The sequence below is a fragment of the Pseudomonas sp. LBUM1660 genome, from assembly GCF_059695935.1.
On the sequence record NZ_CP166795.1, the window covers coordinates 113,653 to 133,070 of the forward strand.

A 19,418-nucleotide genomic window follows, 5' to 3' on the forward strand; every position below is an offset into this window, starting at 1 on the left:
TGAATCCCTGCTTAGGCGTTTTTGCGGATGACTTGGCCGTCGCGGCACATCAGGCACGCGGCGACGATGTCGTCTTCGAGGTTGATCTCGAACTGGCCTTCTTTGTTGAAGACCAGCTTCAGGAAGTCCAGCAGGTTGCGTGCGTACAGGGCCGAAGCGTCTGCCGCGACAGCACCGGCCAGATTGGTCGGGCCGCAAATGGTCACGCCATTCTCGACCACGACCTGGTCGGCCACGGTGAGCGGGCAGTTGCCGCCCTGGGCTGCGGCGAGGTCGATGACCACCGAGCCTGGCTTCATTTGCGCCACGGTTTTCGCGCTCAACAGCGTCGGCGCCTTGCGGCCCGGGATCAGTGCGGTGGTGATGACGATGTCAGCCTGTTTGGCGCGTTCGTGCACGGCCAGGGCCTGACGTTGCATCCAGCTGGCGGGCATTGGCCGGGCGTAACCGCCGACACCGACAGCGCATTCGCGCTCTTCATCGGTTTCATACGGCACGTCGACGAATTTGGCGCCGAGGGATTCAATCTGCTCCTTTACCGCAGGACGAACGTCAGACGCTTCGATCACCGCCCCCAGACGTTTCGCCGTGGCGATCGCCTGCAAACCCGCAACGCCAGCGCCAAGAATCAGAACGCGCGCCGCTTTCACGGTGCCCGCAGCCGTCATCAGCATCGGCATGAAGCGTGGGTAGTGGTGAGCGGCCAGCAACACGGCTTTGTAGCCGGCGATGTTCGCTTGGGAAGACAGCACATCCAGGCTTTGAGCGCGGGAGGTGCGCGGAGCCGCTTCCAGCGCGAACGCGGTAATGCCGCACTCAGCCAGCTTGGCAATGGTTTCATTGCTGAACGGGTTGAGCATGCCCACCACAACGGTGCCGCTTTTAATCAGCGTCAGCTCGCTGTCGCTGGGGGCGACCACCTTGAGAATCAGCTCGGCACCAAACGCATCGTTGGCGCTGCCAATCATTGCGCCTGCCGCTTCATAAGCACTGTCGACAACGCTGGCATTAATGCCGGCGCCGCTTTGCACAGTGACTTTATGACCCTGGCCGATCAGCTTCTTGATGGTTTCCGGGGTTGCAGCAACCCGTGTTTCACCCGTCTGGGTTTCGAGAGGAACACCAATGTGCACGTCAAATCTCCTGCGTGATCTTATTGAGTAAACCCAGGCACTTCGGATGGTGCGGCTGGGGCGGCCGATCAGCACGATCCCGCCAAATCTAGGCGGGGCGCGGCATTTTGCAGGCGAACTTTGTGGCCTTCAAGGGATTATGACGGGTGACGGAAAATTAACTACAAGTCACCCCGTGACCGAATGTCGCAACCAGCCGCCTCAATCCCTTGTAGGCCGTGCCTTGTAACGATTCTGGCCGAATTTGAAGAATTTACACATCGGCACGGTGAATGAGGCGTCATTGCTGGTGAATAGAGGCTCAAAGCCACGTCGGCAGGCACTTGTGGGACGTTTGTACTGGTTGTCGGTACAGTCTGCGAATATGCGACAAATACGTATATCTGTAGGGCTTTGATTTTGCTGACTACAGGGTCAGCTAAAAGGTGTAAGCCTTTACCCTTCTAGGCTGTAGCTTTGTGCCTGGGTGACCAGCCAATCGCGAAATGCTCGTAGAGACGCCGATTCGACCTTTCGCTCCGGAATCATCAAGTAATAAGCCTTGATGCTCGACAGCGCCTGGGTGTTGGCTATTACCAAGCGCTTCTCCGCCAGTTCGCGTTGAATCAGGAATGGCGGAATCAGCGCGATCCCCATGTCGTGCATCGCCGCTTGGGCAAGCATGGAGAATAGCTCGTAGCGCGGTCCTGTCATGTCGCGCGGCACATTCAGGTGCTGGGAGTTGAACCATTGGCGCCAGGCATAAGGGCGTGTGGTCTGTTGCAGCAGGGGCATTTCGGCGATTTCATCGGCTGTCAGATTGGCTTTTTTGCCCAGTAGCGTAGGGCTGCACACCGGCATCGGATTTTCGCCCATCAACCTGTGGGATTCGGTACCCGACCAATCCGCATCACCAAAGTAAATCGCGGCATCGAAGTCGGTATCGGCAAACAGGAAGGGGCGTGTGCGGTTGGTTAGGTTGACCGTCACTTCCGGGTGTTTGTGCTGGAAGTCCTTGAGCCGTGGCAGCAGCCATTGGGTGCCAAAGGTCGGCACGACGGCCAACTCGATCACGTTGGCACCCTGTTGCCCCATCACTGACAAAGTGTCCCGCTCAACCGCGTCGAGCTGGGTGGCTACGCGGCGGCTGTAGGAAAGTCCGGCTTCCGTCAGCTTCACTCCGCGCCGCGAGCGTCGGAAAAGTTCTACGCTGAGGAACTCCTCGAGGCTGGCGATCTGTCGGCAAATGGCGCCTTGAGTGAGCGAAAGCTCCTGCGCCGCTTTGGTAAAGCTCTCATGGCGCGCTGCCGCTTCAAAGCTGATCAGGGCGGTTGTGCTAGGGATTTTCCGACGCATGTACTTCAACCTCACTAATACATCGCATAAAGGCTACTTCTCGACGTTACGGAGTGAGAAATTAGCACAACAGTATGCAAAATCCTCGTTTGCCGTAACGCTGAACCGCGCTTAGGATCAGTCCACGTTATTTGACCCGATTCGAGAGGACACACTCATGGGCGGTAAAGCTAGCTTCAACTGGATCGATCCCCTGCTGCTGGATCAACAGCTCACCGAAGAAGAACGCATGATCCGCGACACTGCCGAGCAATTCGCTCAGCAGAAGCTCGCACCGCGCGTGCTTGAAGCTTTCCGTCATGAGAAGACTGATCCGGCGATCTTCCGCGAGATGGGCGAAGTGGGCCTGTTGGGTGCGACCATTCCCGAGCAGTACGGTGGCAGTGGCCTGAACTACGTCAGCTACGGGCTGATTGCTCGTGAAGTCGAGCGTGTCGACTCCGGCTACCGCTCGATGATGAGTGTGCAGTCCTCGCTGGTCATGGTGCCGATCAATGAATTCGGCACTGAAGCCCAGAAGCAGAAGTACCTGCCGAAACTGGCCTCGGGCGAGTGGATTGGCTGCTTCGGTCTGACGGAGCCTAACCATGGTTCCGACCCGGGCGCGATGATTACGCGTGCACGCAAAGTGGAAGGTGGCTACAGCCTGACCGGCAGCAAGATGTGGATCACCAACAGCCCGATTGCCGATGTGTTCGTGGTTTGGGGTAAGGATGATGCGGGCGACATCCGTGGCTTCGTTCTGGAGAAAGGCTGGAAAGGCCTGAGTGCTCCGGCGATCCATGGCAAGGTTGGCTTGCGTGCATCGATCACCGGCGAGATCGTCATGGACAACGTGTTTGTCCCTGAAGAGAACATTTTCCCTGACGTCCGCGGTTTGAAAGGCCCTTTTACTTGCCTCAACTCCGCACGCTATGGCATTTCCTGGGGCGCTTTGGGCGCTGCCGAGTTCTGCTGGCACACCGCTCGCCAGTACACCCTGGATCGTCAGCAGTTCGGTCGTCCGTTGGCCGCCACTCAGTTGATCCAGAAGAAACTGGCCGACATGCAGACCGAAATTACCCTGGCGCTGCAAGGCTGCTTGCGTCTGGGTCGCATGAAAGATGAAGGCACTGCGGCAGTCGAGATCACCTCGATGATGAAGCGCAACTCCTGCGGCAAGTCCCTGGACATCGCGCGCATGGCGCGCGACATGTTGGGCGGTAACGGCATTTCCGATGAGTTCGGTGTTGCCCGCCACCTGGTCAACCTGGAAGTGGTGAATACCTATGAAGGTACGCATGACGTCCACGCACTGATCCTCGGTCGCGCGCAGACCGGCATCCAGGCGTTCTATTAATAGGAGAACGTCCATGGGCGCGCTTTCGCATCTACGGGTACTGGATTTATCGCGGGTGCTGGCCGGGCCTTGGGCCGGGCAGATCCTTGCGGACCTTGGCGCCGAAGTGATCAAGGTCGAGCGCCCGGGCAATGGCGACGATACGCGCGCCTGGGGACCGCCCTTCCTGAAAGACGCCTATGGCGAGAACACCAGCGAGGCCGCCTATTACTTGTCTGCCAATCGCAACAAGCAATCGGTGACCATCGACTTCACGCGTCCAGAGGGGCAAAAGTTGGTGCGTGATCTGGCAGCCAAGTCGGACATCCTGATCGAGAACTTTAAGGTTGGTGGCCTGGCGGCTTATGGGTTGGACTATGAGTCGCTTAAAGCCACCAATCCGAATCTGATTTATTGCTCGATTACAGGGTTTGGCCAGACCGGGCCTTACGCCAAGCGTGCGGGTTATGACTTCATGATCCAGGGCTTGGGCGGGCTGATGAGTCTGACCGGTCGACCTGAGGGAGATGAGGGCGCAGGGCCGGTGAAAGTCGGTGTGGCGCTGACAGACATCCTGACCGGGCTCTATTCGACGGTGGCGATCCTTGCTGCGTTGGCCCATAGGAATCATGACGGTGGCGGTCAGCATATCGATATGGCGTTGCTGGATGTTCAGGTTGCGTGCCTGGCCAACCAGGCGATGAACTATCTGACTACGGGAAATGCGCCCAAGCGCCTAGGTAATGCTCATCCGAACATCGTGCCTTATCAGGATTTTCCTACGGCAGATGGCGACTTCATCCTCACCGTGGGCAATGACGGGCAGTTCCGCAAGTTTGCGGAGGTGGCTGGGCAACCTCAGTGGGCGGATGACCCACGCTTCGCGACCAACAAGCTGCGGGTGGCGAATCGTTCGGTGTTGATTCCGCTAATCCGTCAGGCGACCGTCTTCAAGACCACGGCTGAGTGGGTGCTGCAACTGGAGCAGGCGGGTGTGCCATGCGGGCCTATTAATGACTTGGCTCAGATGTTTGCTGATCCTCAGGTCAAGGCGCGTGGCTTGGCGATCGAACTACCCCATGTGTTGGCAGGGATGGTGCCGCAGGTAGCGAGCCCTATTCGCCTGTCGGAAACGCCAGTGGAGTATCGTAATGCGCCTCCGTTATTGGGCGAGCACACGCTGGAGGTTCTGCAGCGGGTGTTGGGTCTGGACGCTGATACGGTCGCCGCTTTCAAAGTGGCAGGGGTACTCTGAAGATTCCTTCTATATAGAAGGGGGTGGTTTTGCCCTCCTATATAGAGGGAATCGGCCTGTTTTCCAGCTTTCTGCAAGTTATTGATAGAAAAGCCAAATCAGGGGTTGACGGCAGATTCTGGAAGTCTATAATTCGCCCCACTTCCGGCGCAGTCGAAACGGAAAACTCCTTGGTAAACAAAGAGTTACGCAGTTTTCGACAGCGAGTTGCTTCAGGTCATCGAAGCCCAGAAGGAGTTGGTCAGGCAGGGTTGTTTAGCTTGATTGACGATTCGATCTTCTCGGTCGAAAGCGGAGAAAAAGAGGTGTTGACAGCAGCGAGTAACGCTGTAGAATTCGCCTCCCGCTAACGAGAGATCGGAAGCGCAAGTGGTTGAAGTTGCAAAGGAAACTTTGAAAACTTCTGAAAATAACCGCTTGACAGCAACAGAGGCTGCTGTAGAATGCGCGCCTCGGTTGAGACGAAAGATCTTAACCAACCGCTCTTTAACAACTGAATCAAGCAATTCGTGTGGGTGCTTGTGGAGTCAGACTGATAGTCAACAAGATTATCAGCATCACAAGTTACTCCGCGAGAAATCAAAGATGTAACCAACGATTGCTGAGCCAAGTTTAGGGTTTCTTAAAAACCCAAAGATGTTTGAACTGAAGAGTTTGATCATGGCTCAGATTGAACGCTGGCGGCAGGCCTAACACATGCAAGTCGAGCGGCAGCACGGGTACTTGTACCTGGTGGCGAGCGGCGGACGGGTGAGTAATGCCTAGGAATCTGCCTGGTAGTGGGGGATAACGCTCGGAAACGGACGCTAATACCGCATACGTCCTACGGGAGAAAGCAGGGGACCTTCGGGCCTTGCGCTATCAGATGAGCCTAGGTCGGATTAGCTAGTTGGTGAGGTAATGGCTCACCAAGGCGACGATCCGTAACTGGTCTGAGAGGATGATCAGTCACACTGGAACTGAGACACGGTCCAGACTCCTACGGGAGGCAGCAGTGGGGAATATTGGACAATGGGCGAAAGCCTGATCCAGCCATGCCGCGTGTGTGAAGAAGGTCTTCGGATTGTAAAGCACTTTAAGTTGGGAGGAAGGGCATTTACCTAATACGTAAGTGTTTTGACGTTACCGACAGAATAAGCACCGGCTAACTCTGTGCCAGCAGCCGCGGTAATACAGAGGGTGCAAGCGTTAATCGGAATTACTGGGCGTAAAGCGCGCGTAGGTGGTTTGTTAAGTTGGATGTGAAATCCCCGGGCTCAACCTGGGAACTGCATTCAAAACTGACAAGCTAGAGTATGGTAGAGGGTGGTGGAATTTCCTGTGTAGCGGTGAAATGCGTAGATATAGGAAGGAACACCAGTGGCGAAGGCGACCACCTGGACTGATACTGACACTGAGGTGCGAAAGCGTGGGGAGCAAACAGGATTAGATACCCTGGTAGTCCACGCCGTAAACGATGTCAACTAGCCGTTGGGAGCCTTGAGCTCTTAGTGGCGCAGCTAACGCATTAAGTTGACCGCCTGGGGAGTACGGCCGCAAGGTTAAAACTCAAATGAATTGACGGGGGCCCGCACAAGCGGTGGAGCATGTGGTTTAATTCGAAGCAACGCGAAGAACCTTACCAGGCCTTGACATCCAATGAACTTTCCAGAGATGGATTGGTGCCTTCGGGAACATTGAGACAGGTGCTGCATGGCTGTCGTCAGCTCGTGTCGTGAGATGTTGGGTTAAGTCCCGTAACGAGCGCAACCCTTGTCCTTAGTTACCAGCACGTAATGGTGGGCACTCTAAGGAGACTGCCGGTGACAAACCGGAGGAAGGTGGGGATGACGTCAAGTCATCATGGCCCTTACGGCCTGGGCTACACACGTGCTACAATGGTCGGTACAGAGGGTTGCCAAGCCGCGAGGTGGAGCTAATCCCAGAAAACCGATCGTAGTCCGGATCGCAGTCTGCAACTCGACTGCGTGAAGTCGGAATCGCTAGTAATCGCGAATCAGAATGTCGCGGTGAATACGTTCCCGGGCCTTGTACACACCGCCCGTCACACCATGGGAGTGGGTTGCACCAGAAGTAGCTAGTCTAACCTTCGGGAGGACGGTTACCACGGTGTGATTCATGACTGGGGTGAAGTCGTAACAAGGTAGCCGTAGGGGAACCTGCGGCTGGATCACCTCCTTAATCGACGACATCAGCTGCTCCATAAGTTCCCACACGAATTGCTTGATTCATTGAAGAAGACGATAAGAAGCAGCCCTAACAGGTTGTAGCTTAGTTGGTTGGAGCGCACCCCATGCTCAGTGGTAAAGAGCAGGGTGAGGTCGGCCTTAAAGCTCGAAATTGGGTCTGTAGCTCAGTTGGTTAGAGCGCACCCCTGATAAGGGTGAGGTCGGCAGTTCGAATCTGCCCAGACCCACCAATTTTGTGTGGGAACCTGTAGAAATACGGGGCCATAGCTCAGCTGGGAGAGCGCCTGCCTTGCACGCAGGAGGTCAACGGTTCGATCCCGTTTGGCTCCACCACTACTGCTTCTGTTTGTTGAAAGCTTAGAAATGAGCATTCCATTGTGATGATGGTGAATGTTGATTTCTAGTCTTTGGCTAGATCGTTCTTTAAAAATTTGGGTATGTGATAGAAAGATAGACTGAACGTTACTTTCACTGGTAACGGATCAGGCTAAGGTAAAATTTGTGAGTTACTCTTAACTGAGTATTATCGAATTTTCGGCGAATGTCGTCTTCACAGTATAACCAGATTGCTTGGGGTTATATGGTCAAGTGAAGAAGCGCATACGGTGGATGCCTTGGCAGTCAGAGGCGATGAAAGACGTGGTAGCCTGCGAAAAGCTTCGGGGAGTCGGCAAACAGACTTTGATCCGGAGATGTCTGAATGGGGGAACCCAGCCATCATAAGATGGTTATCTTAAGCTGAATACATAGGCTTAAGAGGCGAACCAGGGGAACTGAAACATCTAAGTACCCTGAGGAAAAGAAATCAACCGAGATTCCCTTAGTAGTGGCGAGCGAACGGGGACTAGCCCTTAAGTGGCTTTGAGATTAGCGGAACGCTCTGGAAAGTGCGGCCATAGTGGGTGATAGCCCTGTACGCGAAAATCTCTTAGTCATGAAATCGAGTAGGACGGAGCACGAGAAACTTTGTCTGAATATGGGGGGACCATCCTCCAAGGCTAAATACTACTGACTGACCGATAGTGAACTAGTACCGTGAGGGAAAGGCGAAAAGAACCCCGGAGAGGGGAGTGAAATAGATCCTGAAACCGTATGCGTACAAGCAGTGGGAGCCCACTTTGTTGGGTGACTGCGTACCTTTTGTATAATGGGTCAGCGACTTATTTTCAGTGGCGAGCTTAACCGAATAGGGGAGGCGTAGCGAAAGCGAGTCTTAATAGGGCGTCTAGTCGCTGGGAATAGACCCGAAACCGGGCGATCTATCCATGGGCAGGTTGAAGGTTGGGTAACACTAACTGGAGGACCGAACCGACTACCGTTGAAAAGTTAGCGGATGACCTGTGGATCGGAGTGAAAGGCTAATCAAGCTCGGAGATAGCTGGTTCTCCTCGAAAGCTATTTAGGTAGCGCCTCATGTATCACTGTAGGGGGTAGAGCACTGTTTCGGCTAGGGGGTCATCCCGACTTACCAAACCGATGCAAACTCCGAATACCTACAAGTGCCGAGCATGGGAGACACACGGCGGGTGCTAACGTCCGTCGTGAAAAGGGAAACAACCCAGACCGTCAGCTAAGGTCCCAAAGTTATGGTTAAGTGGGAAACGATGTGGGAAGGCTTAGACAGCTAGGAGGTTGGCTTAGAAGCAGCCACCCTTTAAAGAAAGCGTAATAGCTCACTAGTCGAGTCGGCCTGCGCGGAAGATGTAACGGGGCTCAAACCATACACCGAAGCTACGGGTATCACTTAGGTGATGCGGTAGAGGAGCGTTCTGTAAGCCTGTGAAGGTGAGTTGAGAAGCTTGCTGGAGGTATCAGAAGTGCGAATGCTGACATGAGTAACGACAATGGGTGTGAAAAACACCCACGCCGAAAGACCAAGGTTTCCTGCGCAACGTTAATCGACGCAGGGTTAGTCGGTCCCTAAGGCGAGGCTGAAAAGCGTAGTCGATGGAAAACAGGTTAATATTCCTGTACTTCTGGTTATTGCGATGGAGGGACGGAGAAGGCTAGGCCAGCTTGGCGTTGGTTGTCCAAGTTTAAGGTGGTAGGCTGGAATCTTAGGTAAATCCGGGATTCTAAGGCCGAGAGCTGATGACGAGTGTTCTTTTAGAACACGAAGTGGTTGATGCCATGCTTCCAAGAAAAGCTTCTAAGCTTCAGGTAACCAGGAACCGTACCCCAAACCGACACAGGTGGTTGGGTAGAGAATACCAAGGCGCTTGAGAGAACTCGGGTGAAGGAACTAGGCAAAATGGCACCGTAACTTCGGGAGAAGGTGCGCCGGTGAGGGTGAAGGACTTGCTCCGTAAGCTCATGCCGGTCGAAGATACCAGGCCGCTGCGACTGTTTATTAAAAACACAGCACTCTGCAAACACGAAAGTGGACGTATAGGGTGTGACGCCTGCCCGGTGCCGGAAGGTTAATTGATGGGGTTAGCTAACGCGAAGCTCTTGATCGAAGCCCCGGTAAACGGCGGCCGTAACTATAACGGTCCTAAGGTAGCGAAATTCCTTGTCGGGTAAGTTCCGACCTGCACGAATGGCGTAACGATGGCGGCGCTGTCTCCACCCGAGACTCAGTGAAATTGAAATCGCTGTGAAGATGCAGTGTATCCGCGGCTAGACGGAAAGACCCCGTGAACCTTTACTATAGCTTTGCACTGGACTTTGAATTTGCTTGTGTAGGATAGGTGGGAGGCTTTGAAGCGTGGACGCCAGTTCGCGTGGAGCCAACCTTGAAATACCACCCTGGCAACTTTGAGGTTCTAACTCAGGTCCGTTATCCGGATCGAGGACAGTGTATGGTGGGTAGTTTGACTGGGGCGGTCTCCTCCTAAAGAGTAACGGAGGAGTACGAAGGTGCGCTCAGACCGGTCGGAAATCGGTCGTAGAGTATAAAGGCAAAAGCGCGCTTGACTGCGAGACAGACACGTCGAGCAGGTACGAAAGTAGGTCTTAGTGATCCGGTGGTTCTGTATGGAAGGGCCATCGCTCAACGGATAAAAGGTACTCCGGGGATAACAGGCTGATACCGCCCAAGAGTTCATATCGACGGCGGTGTTTGGCACCTCGATGTCGGCTCATCACATCCTGGGGCTGAAGCCGGTCCCAAGGGTATGGCTGTTCGCCATTTAAAGTGGTACGCGAGCTGGGTTTAGAACGTCGTGAGACAGTTCGGTCCCTATCTGCCGTGGACGTTTGAGATTTGAGAGGGGCTGCTCCTAGTACGAGAGGACCGGAGTGGACGAACCTCTGGTGTTCCGGTTGTCACGCCAGTGGCATTGCCGGGTAGCTATGTTCGGAATAGATAACCGCTGAAAGCATCTAAGCGGGAAACTAGCCTCAAGATGAGATCTCACTGGGACCTTGAGTCCCCTGAAGGGCCGTCGAAGACTACGACGTTGATAGGTTGGGTGTGTAAGCGCTGTGAGGCGTTGAGCTAACCAATACTAATTGCCCGTGAGGCTTGACCATATAACACCCAAGCAATTTGCAAGCTTTGAGCTGAAAAGCAAAAGAGCACCAGATTGCGGTGTGTGAAGACGAAACGAACCGAAAGTTCGAAAGGACTCACAAAACACCGAAATCTATCACATACCCATTCGCTGGAGCGTAATCCGTAAGGAGAACGACCTGGCTACCGAATTTCTTGACGACCATAGAGCATTGGAACCACCTGATCCCATCCCGAACTCAGCAGTGAAACGATGCATCGCCGATGGTAGTGTGGGGTTTCCCCATGTGAGAGTAGGTCATCGTCAAGATTAAATTCCGAAACCCCTATCTGCGTATGCAGGTAGGGGTTTTGTTTTAGTAGAAGTCACCAATTTTTCTGGCACGTTACGACTTTAACGGGCTGGTTACAGAATTTCTTGACGACCATAGAGCATTGGAACCACCTGATCCCATCCCGAACTCAGCAGTGAAACGATGCATCACCGATGGTAGTGTGGGGTTTCCCCATGTGAGAGTAGGTCATCGTCAAGATTGAATTCCGAAACCCCTGTCTGCTAACGCAGACAGGGGTTTTGTCGTTTTAGCTCCATAAACTTCGGGCCATTGTCCCCGGCGTGACATGCCACATCTGCGTCACGTCCTTCCCCAGCATTCCCAAGTATTCCCAAGTATTCAAGAAGTACATCGACCGCCAACCGCGCTAGCACGCCGTCCGGCGGGAATATCGATCATTTCGTACAAACCCCTAAGATTTCTCCGACTGGTGCCGACAGACTGGTGAGACATGCGTGCACCAAAGTAGAGCGGCCGAAGAATGCCGCCTGCGCTGTTACATGGAATGTTGCACCTGGAACGCATCCCCACTTTTTGCATAAGAAGTCCCATGAAATGAATCTCAAATTCAGCCATAAAATCCTTCTGGCCGCCTCTGGCGTCGTGGTGCTGGCTTTTGCGTTGTTCACTTTGTACAACGACTATCTGCAGCGAAACACCATCCGGCAAAACCTCGAATCCTCCGTCCAGCAAGCCGGCGATTTGACCGCCAGCAGCGTGCAGAACTGGATGAGCGGCCGCGTGTTGGTGCTGGAAAACCTCGCACAGAACGTCGCTCATCAAGGCGCCAATGCGGACCTTCCAGGCCTGGTGGATCAACCGGCCTTCACCTCGAACTTTCAGTTCACCTACGTTGGCCAGGCCAATGGCGTGTTCACCCAACGTCCTGACGCGAGGATGCCGGACGGTTACGATCCGCGTCAGCGCCCTTGGTACAAACAAGCAGTGGCTGCCGACAAGACTATGCTGACGCCGCCGTACATGGCCGCCGTCGGTGGGTTGGTGGTGACGATCGCCATGCCGGTGAAAAAGAACGGCGAATTGCTCGGCGTGGTTGGCGGTGATCTGAGCCTGGAGACCCTGGTGAAGATCATCAACTCGGTGGACTTCGGTGGCATCGGCCACGCGTTCCTGGTCAGTGCCGACGGTCAGGTGATCGTCAGCCCGGACAAAGACCAGGTGATGAAAAACCTGAAGGACATTTATCCAAACTCTGGCGTACGCATCGAGAAGGGCAATCAGGACGTCACCCTGAACAAGCAGGACCGCATCCTCTCGTTCACCCCGGTGAGCGGTTTGCCAAATGCCGAGTGGTACATCGGTCTGTCGATCGATAAGGACAAGGCCTACGCACCACTGAGCCAATTCCGTACCTCGGCGCTGATCGCCATGTTTATCGCCGTCAGCGTTATTGCGGTGCTGTTGAGCCTGCTGATCAACGTGCTGATGCGTCCGCTGACCACCATGGGCCGCGCGATGCAGGACATCGCCCAGGGCGAAGGCGACCTGACCCGTCGTCTGGCCGTGGAAAGCAAAGACGAGTTCGGCGAGTTGGGCGGTTCGTTCAACCAGTTCGTGGAGCGGATTCACGCGTCGATTTCCGAAGTGTCCTCGGCGACCCGTCAAGTCCACGATTTGTCGCAACGGGTGATGGCATCGTCCAACGCCTCAATCGTCGGCTCCGACGAGCAAAGCGCGCGCACCAACAGCGTGGCTGCCGCCATCAACCAATTGGGTGCCGCCACCCAGGAAATCGCCCGCAATGCTGCCGATGCTTCGCAGCATGCAAGCGGTGCGAGCGAGCAGGCGGATGATGGTCGTCAGGTCGTGGAGAAAACCATCCTGGCCATGACCGAGTTGTCGCAGAAAATCAGCCTGTCCTGCACCCAGATCGAAACCCTGAATGCGAGTACTGACAACATCGGGCACATTCTGGATGTGATCAAAGGCATCTCCCAGCAGACCAACTTGCTCGCGCTCAACGCCGCCATCGAAGCGGCGCGTGCCGGTGAAGCCGGTCGTGGTTTTGCGGTCGTGGCGGACGAAGTGCGCAACCTGGCGCATCGCACGCAGGAGTCGGCGGAAGAGATCCACAAGATGATCACCTCGCTGCAGATCGGTTCTCGCGAAGCGGTGACGACCATGAATGCCAGTCAGGTCTCCAGCGAAGAGAGTGTTGAAGTAGCCAATCAGGCGGGCCTGCGCTTGGTCAGCGTGACCCAGCGCATCGGCGAAATCGACGGCATGAACCAGTCGGTGGCGGCGGCGACCGAAGAGCAGACGGCGGTAGTGGAAACCCTTAACGTCGACGTCAACCAGATCAACTTGCTGAACCAGCAGAGCGTGGCCAACCTCAATGAAACGTTGAAGGATTGTGATGCGTTGTCGTTGCAGGCGAATCGGTTGAAGCAGTTGGTGGACAGCTTCAAGATCTGATTCGGGTCAGTTCTGCTGCGTTATCGTTCTTCGCGGGCAAGCCTCGCTCCTACAAGGGCATCGAAAACCCTGTAGGAGCGAGGCTTGCCCGCGAAAGCGGTATAACAATCACCGCTGAACCAAAGCCCTACACAAACAGCTTTAACACATTCCCCATCGCATCATCCGCAAACCCCTGCACAAATTCCTTGAACCCCGGCAACGCCTCAACGCCTCCCTGTGCCGGTTCGGCAATGATGATCCAGGTCGCCCGCGACTTTCCCGCGCCTAGCGGTTCAACACTCATCGCCGCCCACAAATTGGCCACGCCCAACGTGTTGTAAATCGTGGTCCACGTCATGTTCAGCGCCTGGTCATCCCGCGAGTTGAGTTGCTCGACCACCAGGTTACCGTCCTTGAAGAATTTCTTGCGCAGCGACGACACGCCTTCGCCTGTCATCTCGATGTGCGACAGCGCCGGAATGAATTGATCGAAGCCGGCAAAGTTGCCGACCACCGCCCAGACCTGAGAGGCATCCGCCGGCACTTCCACCGAAGACACGACGTGGCAGCCTTGAGGGTTTTTGATCAGGGTATCGGGTTGCAGCGTTTTCATGGTTTTGCTCCGGTTGAATGAATCAGATGAAATTGATTTCTTTGAGGTAGTCGCAGCCGCGACGCAGCAGTGCCGGGGATTTTTCCGGGTAGTGCGCGCCCATCTGCCGCACGCCGGCCTGGGCGTTGTCGTGGCCGATCATCGAGATGTCGCCGATGTCTTCCTCGAAGCCGTTGAGGTAGAAGCCGAGTACGCCGAACAACGCGTTGTCGCTGTCGACCCGGCCCAGTTGCTGTTGCCAGTCGGCGACGCTGACCATGGAGAATTCCCGGCCGGCCTCACGGAATGACGCGACGTAATCGTCCCAACTCAGGGGCTCGGGGTTGTGCAGGTTGAACACCGCTTTTTCAGGCGAATAACGGCTGGCATGGAAGCCGATGAAGCGAGCGAGAAAGTCCACCGGCATCAGATCAAAGTTCAACGCGAACTCCGGCACCTGGCCGAGCTGGATCGAGCCTTTGAGCATCAGCATCAAGCGATTTTTGTGCGGCTGACAGACGCCGGTCAGGCTGTTGAAGCTGATATTGCCGGGGCGATAAAGATTGACCCTCACCCCAAGTTCTCGCGCTCGTTCGAGGATTCGTTCGCCGACCCACTTGGACAGGTTGTAGCCGTTCTTGATGTAGATCGGCGGCGTCTGCGCTGCGGGTAATTCCAGCACCCGGCCATCGTCGGCAATCGTGCTGGACGCCGAGAGCGTGGAGACGAAGTTGAAGATTTTCTTGCTGCGCCCCTCGCACAGCCGAAGGCATTCGAAAATCGGCTCGACGTTGTCCCGCGCCAGCGACTCGTAATCGAGCACGTGATTGACGTTGGCAGCGTTGTGCACCAGCGCGCCGAACTCTCGATCGAGGCGCTCGTAAACGTCCGCATCGAGCCCCAATGACGGGCGAGTGATGTCTGCCGCGTAAACCTTTACCCGACTCAGGTCCAGGTGCTCCAGACGGTTTTCCCGCAACGCGTGAGCGAAGCGCTCAGCCGCCGATTGCCCGCCACCATCGCGCACCAGGCAGGCGACTTCACTGACGCCCCACGCCAGCAACGCCTCGACGATGTGCACACCGACAAAACTGTTGGCGCCGGTGACGATCACCTTGTGCACATCGCCCATGCGGCTGATGGGCAGCGGCTGAATATCCAGCTCGCGGAAGGCATCCGCCAGCGCTTGCGCGCTCAGGACTTCCTCGGTGCCGGAGCCGCGCACCAACGTCGCCAGCTTTGCAATGGTCGGCAACTCAATGAAGCGGTTGATCGAGATGCTGCGGCCGAATTCTTCACGCAATCGCAGCAGCATCCGTGACAACAGAATCGAGTGGCCGCCCAGATTGAAGAAACTTTCGTCGGTCGAAATATCGCTGGCCGGCAGCTCCAGCAGCTCAGCCCAGATCTCCAGTAACAGCGCTTCATCGGCGCTGGCGGGCAGCCGTCGTGTCATGTTTTCGGCAACATTCACCGGCATCGACAGCAGCGCTTTGCGGTCGACTTTGCCGTTACTGGCGAACGGCATACTCGGCAGTTCGGTCCAGGCGCCAGGTTGCATGTAGTCCGGCAAAAACTGCATCGCATGAGCCTTCAAGGCTTCGCGAGCGACGCCCGGTTGGTCCTCCTGAGGTTGCGCGAGGAAGGCCAGAATCCGACGTTGGCTGTCGATGACCACCGCCACCTGACGGTACAACTGACTGTCGCGCAGGCAACGTTCGATCTCTTCCGGCTCGACGCGAAAGCCGCGGATTTTCACCTGATTGTCCCGCCGTCCGCACAGCTCGATACCGTCGCGGGTCCATTTCGCCATGTCGCCGGTACGGTAGGCGCGCAGGCGCTGGCCGTCTGGCAAGTTCAAGTCCAGGTAACGCTCGGCAGTCTGCTGCGGGTTGTTCAGATAACCCAGGCATACCCCCGGCCCGACGATGTACAACTCACCGACGGTCTGCTCGGCCACCGGCTGAAATGCCTCGTCGAGAATCAGCACCTGGCTGTTGGCAATCGGTGCCCCGAGGGTGCGGTTGCTGTCGCCAGCGCGCAGTTGGCGCGCAGTGATCAGCACCGTGGCTTCGGTCGGGCCATAGAGGTTATAGAGGTTGCCCTGACGGCTGAGCTGCTCGATGACATAGGGTTCGCAGACATCACCACCGGTCATCACATGATCCAGGACCTGCAATTGATCCAGCGGCAGAATGCTCAACAGCGCCGGCGGTAAAAAGGCGTGGCTGAGGCGTTGATGGCGAATCAGCTCGACCAGTTGCAGCGGATCGCGGCGCTGGTCGTCGTTTGGCACGATCAGTTCGGCGCCCTGAAGCAGGGTCGGGAAAATATCGATCAGTGACGAGTCGAAACTCAACGACGAAAACTGCAAGGCCCGACTGTGTTCGGTCAGTTGCACATAGTCGGCATACCACGCCGTGAAGTGCGCGAGGTTGGCCTGGCTGAGCAGCACGCCTTTGGGATGCCCGGTGGTGCCCGAGGTGTAGAGCGCCATGCACGGCGCGTCGAGGGCGGGGCGCTGGCGCATCAAGGGTTGGCCGAGGTCGACGTCATTAAAGTCGATGCAGCTGATGTCCAGTCCCGGCATTTCGTCGGCGAGGGGATGCTGGCCGTCATGCAGCAACAACACCGCTCCGGCGTTCGAAAGGATGTACTGCTGACGTTGCAGCGGATGGCTCGGCTCCAGTGGCAAGTACACCGCGCCGCTGCCCAGAATCGCCAGGATCCCTGCATACAACGCACTGCATTTCGGCAGGCAAATCCCGACCACCAACGGCCCTTGATGCTGAGCGAGCAACGGCAGCAAGCGTTGCTGGATCGCACGGCTCTGGGCGTGCAATTGCCGATAGCTCAGCGATGTGCCGTCAATGTTCAGCGCGGGGCGTTCGGCGGACTCGATGAAGCGCTGTTCCAGGCGCTCGATCATCGGGATCCTGGCGAGTTGCTGCAGCCACGGTTGAGCCGTTTTGTTGAGCTGATGGACGAACGCCAGGCGCTCTAAAAATTGCAGGTTTTCCACCCGTTCGAAGTGAGCCACCGCTGTCGGCTCGGCATGCAGAAAATACGTTTCATCCCGAGAGAAGCGGCTGACCAGCAGTGAGACGTGATCCACCAGTTCCGCCACCGCTCGCAGACGCAAGGCCTGGCCGTTTCCACTAGGCTCATCGGCAATCGGCACGCGCGTGAATAGCGTCGATCCCTGCATGCACAGCAGGTCCATCGGCGGTAGCCCGGTGACGCTTGGCACGCCAATTCCCAGTTGCAGCGTCAGCCGTGGCGCATCACCCGGGACTGAGAACGCTTGGCTGGCGTCGTCAATCAGCAGATCAAACGACGGCGCCTCCTCGAACGCCTCGAGCCGCACCAACGAATGACCCTGTTGTTCAAGTTCCAGCGCCAGGTCGGTCAAGGCCTGGCTTTGCCCAATGAGCAGAATGTCGAGACGTCTCATGATGTTCTCCTCGTTAAATCAGGTAGTCGCTGAGGGCGTCTTGCACGCACGGCGAATCCAGCAGCGAACTGCTGCGGAAAAACCGCACGATGTTGGCGACCAGCGGGTGATGACGATTGATCGGGAAGGCCAGCCCCGAGATTTCGTTCTTGAGTGCCTGGCGTGCCGCGTCGCTGATCTGCAAGGCTTCGATCAAGCGGAAGTCGAAGGACTTCTGGATGTCGTTGGTCAGGTAATGACCAATGAACACCGGCAGGATTTGCGCGATGAGCTGGCGGTCGTCTTCGCTCGCGGTATGCCAGTAGATGCGCACCATCCGCGACCAGAATCCGGAGTGGCGGCCTTCGTCGAGCAAGTGATCGGCCATCAGGCCCTTGATCGACTGCTTGACCGTGTCGTCCTTGGCGAACGCCGCGACATCGCCGGTCACGGTGTTCTCGGCGATGGCCACGCAGATCAGTTCCACGGCGCTGCGCAGGTGCTCCGGAGCGAGGGCCACAGCCGCCGGAATCGCCCGGCTCAGCTCGATTTCATCCGGCAGCTTGATCGGCGTGATGCCGGTCATGGCGACGGTCTGCTGCATGAAGTCCATGGCCACCAGCGCGTGGTAATCCTCGTCCACCACCACGGTCATGGCGTCGTAGCGACAGGCGAACGGGAACGCCACGGCAAAGCGATTCTTGGCGATGCTGCGGGCGGTCTTGTCGACGATCTCGGTTTCGAAAATCACCACGTCGTTGATGAATTTGTAGAGCGTCTGCACCAGCGCAAAGTCGCGCTGCTCCGGGCATTCGCGCAGGAAGGTTTCGCTCAGCACCAACGGTTGGCGGCTCAACGGGTAGATCAGCTTGTCGTCGTTTTCCAGCACCCGCCGGGGCCGCGTGCGGATGGTCGCACGGCTTTCCCAAGCGTCGGCGAAGGATTGGTAGTCGGCGGCGTTCATGCGTTCACCTCAGGCATAGGTTCGCTCATGCTCAGGCGCAAGCCGTCCCACAGGGCGATGCGGCTTTCCACCGCGGCAATGGCGCTGGCGTAGACGTCTTCTTGGCGTTGCGAATCGCCGTTGACCAGCCGTGCGAGGAGTTTTTCTGCTGCGGGGCCGTGGTCCTCGGAGTCGACTTCGATGTGCCGCTCCAGGTAGTAGCGGAAGGTTGGCGCCTGCTCGATGCCGATGCCCCAGTCGTCGAGAATCCGCTGGAACATCTGCGGAATAACGCTCTCACGACCATGCAAAAACGCTGCGGCAACGCTGTGTCCCGGTGCATGCAGCGCAGTGTGCAAGGTGTGCCGCACGAACTGCGCCGCCGCCGGGTCGACATCAACGCTTTGCAGCGCCACGTCGTAACTCACCCCTTCTTGCTGCAACGCCACGAAGCGTTCCACGGCGGCCGTGCTGGCACCGACTTCGCGCATCGCATCGAGGTACAACTCGAAGTGGCTGTAATGACCTTGGGCCGGACGATCATCGGACTCTTCACCCAGCACAATCTCATTGATAAGACGCGCGGCCTGCGGATCTCGCGGCGGCAGCCAAGGCAGTTGAACGCACGTCAGTTCCTGTTGCAGACGTTTGGTCAACGACATGAAATCCCATACCGCAAAGACATGGGTTTCCATGAAACGTTGAAGTACCGAGAGTGAATGTATTTCAGAGAAGATCGGGTGCGCACTAAGTTCTGCTTTCTTCTGGTTGAGGCGGTCTTTATTCGTTTTCATGAGCGAGCCTATAAGTGATCTGAGTTGCCGTTAAGTGTGGTGTGATCAATAAGTGACGGTCGTTTAACGTTTTTTATTGGCGAGCGGATGGCTCAATTAAATTGATGTCATCAAGTGCGATACAGTCGGTTGGTGCCGTGTTTACTGGCGGCGGAGAAAAACTAATACACGAATAAAGTATCGGGCAAGTTATTTTTATATTATTTGCAAGTTCAACTT

The 19,418-nt window shown here is 56.3% G+C and carries 10 protein-coding genes, 2 tRNA genes and 4 rRNA genes; 10 read left to right on the top strand and 6 right to left on the bottom strand.

Annotation, left to right across the window (positions count from 1 at the left end; translation table 11 throughout):
- Nucleotides 1–11 precede the first annotated feature (11 nt).
- Nucleotides 12–1,133, bottom strand: a complete 1,122-nt coding sequence (locus ACA068_RS00580; protein ID WP_497306827.1) for a Re/Si-specific NAD(P)(+) transhydrogenase subunit alpha — start codon at nucleotides 1,131–1,133, stop codon at nucleotides 12–14.
- A gap of 435 nt (nucleotides 1,134–1,568) precedes the next feature.
- Nucleotides 1,569–2,468, bottom strand: a complete 900-nt coding sequence (locus ACA068_RS00585; protein ID WP_219094784.1) for a LysR family transcriptional regulator — start codon at nucleotides 2,466–2,468, stop codon at nucleotides 1,569–1,571.
- A gap of 157 nt (nucleotides 2,469–2,625) precedes the next feature.
- On the opposite strand from ACA068_RS00585, the gene ACA068_RS00590 reads away from it, so the two are divergent.
- From ACA068_RS00590 to ACA068_RS00635, 10 genes are all read left to right on the top strand, one after another.
- Complete coding sequence (locus tag ACA068_RS00590) at nucleotides 2,626–3,807, top strand: acyl-CoA dehydrogenase (protein ID WP_010465741.1); 1,182 nt, start codon at nucleotides 2,626–2,628, stop codon at nucleotides 3,805–3,807.
- Nucleotides 3,808–3,820: 13 nt separating this feature from the next.
- A complete protein-coding gene (locus ACA068_RS00595) occupies nucleotides 3,821–5,041 on the top strand; it encodes a CaiB/BaiF CoA transferase family protein (RefSeq protein WP_497306830.1) in 1,221 nt (406 codons plus the stop codon).
- Nucleotides 5,042–5,070: 29 nt separating this feature from the next.
- Entirely contained in the window at nucleotides 5,071–5,391 is a 321-nt protein-coding gene (locus ACA068_RS00600; RefSeq protein ID WP_497306832.1) for a hypothetical protein, read from the top strand.
- A 292-nt stretch (nucleotides 5,392–5,683) separates the two neighbouring features.
- Nucleotides 5,684–7,222, top strand: a 16S ribosomal RNA gene (locus ACA068_RS00605).
- 161 nt (nucleotides 7,223–7,383) lie between these two features.
- Nucleotides 7,384–7,460 (top strand) — tRNA-Ile (locus ACA068_RS00610).
- Nucleotides 7,461–7,487: 27 nt separating this feature from the next.
- Nucleotides 7,488–7,563 (top strand) — tRNA-Ala (locus ACA068_RS00615).
- Nucleotides 7,564–7,812: 249 nt separating this feature from the next.
- Nucleotides 7,813–10,704, top strand: a 23S ribosomal RNA gene (locus ACA068_RS00620).
- A gap of 174 nt (nucleotides 10,705–10,878) precedes the next feature.
- Nucleotides 10,879–10,994: ribosomal RNA gene (rrf, locus tag ACA068_RS00625) — 5S ribosomal RNA — on the top strand.
- A gap of 107 nt (nucleotides 10,995–11,101) precedes the next feature.
- Nucleotides 11,102–11,217: ribosomal RNA gene (gene rrf / locus ACA068_RS00630) — 5S ribosomal RNA — on the top strand.
- The 16S, 23S and 5S rRNA genes sit together here with 2 tRNA genes alongside, the layout of an rRNA operon.
- Before the next feature lie 357 nt (nucleotides 11,218–11,574).
- On the top strand, nucleotides 11,575–13,455 hold the full coding sequence (locus ACA068_RS00635; RefSeq protein WP_497306833.1) for a methyl-accepting chemotaxis protein: 1,881 nt from the start codon (nucleotides 11,575–11,577) through the stop codon (nucleotides 13,453–13,455).
- Between the two features lie 127 nt (nucleotides 13,456–13,582).
- Here the strand turns inward: ACA068_RS00635 and ACA068_RS00640 are convergent, their stop codons facing one another.
- Genes ACA068_RS00640 through ACA068_RS00655 form a run of 4 tightly spaced genes read right to left on the bottom strand, consistent with a single transcriptional unit; the run spans nucleotide 13,583 to nucleotide 19,199 of the window.
- On the bottom strand, nucleotides 13,583–14,050 hold the full coding sequence (locus tag ACA068_RS00640; RefSeq protein WP_497306835.1) for an SRPBCC family protein: 468 nt from the start codon (nucleotides 14,048–14,050) through the stop codon (nucleotides 13,583–13,585).
- A 22-nt stretch (nucleotides 14,051–14,072) separates the two neighbouring features.
- Nucleotides 14,073–17,483, bottom strand: coding sequence for an amino acid adenylation domain-containing protein (locus ACA068_RS00645; protein ID WP_497306837.1), 3,411 nt, complete (start codon nucleotides 17,481–17,483; stop codon nucleotides 14,073–14,075).
- A gap of 13 nt (nucleotides 17,484–17,496) precedes the next feature.
- Nucleotides 17,497–18,426, bottom strand: a complete 930-nt coding sequence (locus ACA068_RS00650; protein WP_497306839.1) for a diiron oxygenase — start codon at nucleotides 18,424–18,426, stop codon at nucleotides 17,497–17,499.
- A complete protein-coding gene (locus tag ACA068_RS00655) occupies nucleotides 18,423–19,199 on the bottom strand; it encodes a DUF3050 domain-containing protein (RefSeq protein ID WP_497306841.1) in 777 nt (258 codons plus the stop codon). The genes ACA068_RS00650 and ACA068_RS00655 overlap by 4 nt, the downstream gene beginning before the upstream one ends.
- Between the last annotated feature and the right edge of the window lie 219 nt (nucleotides 19,200–19,418).

What these genes read in the sequence shown, in the direction of transcription:
- ACA068_RS00585 (WP_219094784.1), bottom strand. Translation starts at nt 2,468, where the DNA reads ATGCGTCGGAAAATCCCTAGCACAACCGCCCTGATCAGCTTTGAAGCG.
- ACA068_RS00590 (WP_010465741.1), top strand. Translation starts at nt 2,626, where the DNA reads ATGGGCGGTAAAGCTAGCTTCAACTGGATCGATCCCCTGCTGCTGGAT.
- ACA068_RS00595 (WP_497306830.1), top strand. Translation starts at nt 3,821, where the DNA reads ATGGGCGCGCTTTCGCATCTACGGGTACTGGATTTATCGCGGGTGCTG.
- ACA068_RS00635 (WP_497306833.1), top strand. Translation starts at nt 11,575, where the DNA reads ATGAATCTCAAATTCAGCCATAAAATCCTTCTGGCCGCCTCTGGCGTC.
- ACA068_RS00640 (WP_497306835.1), bottom strand. Translation starts at nt 14,050, where the DNA reads ATGAAAACGCTGCAACCCGATACCCTGATCAAAAACCCTCAAGGCTGC.
- ACA068_RS00645 (WP_497306837.1), bottom strand. Translation starts at nt 17,483, where the DNA reads ATGAGACGTCTCGACATTCTGCTCATTGGGCAAAGCCAGGCCTTGACC.
- ACA068_RS00650 (WP_497306839.1), bottom strand. Translation starts at nt 18,426, where the DNA reads ATGAACGCCGCCGACTACCAATCCTTCGCCGACGCTTGGGAAAGCCGT.
- ACA068_RS00655 (WP_497306841.1), bottom strand. Translation starts at nt 19,199, where the DNA reads ATGAAAACGAATAAAGACCGCCTCAACCAGAAGAAAGCAGAACTTAGT.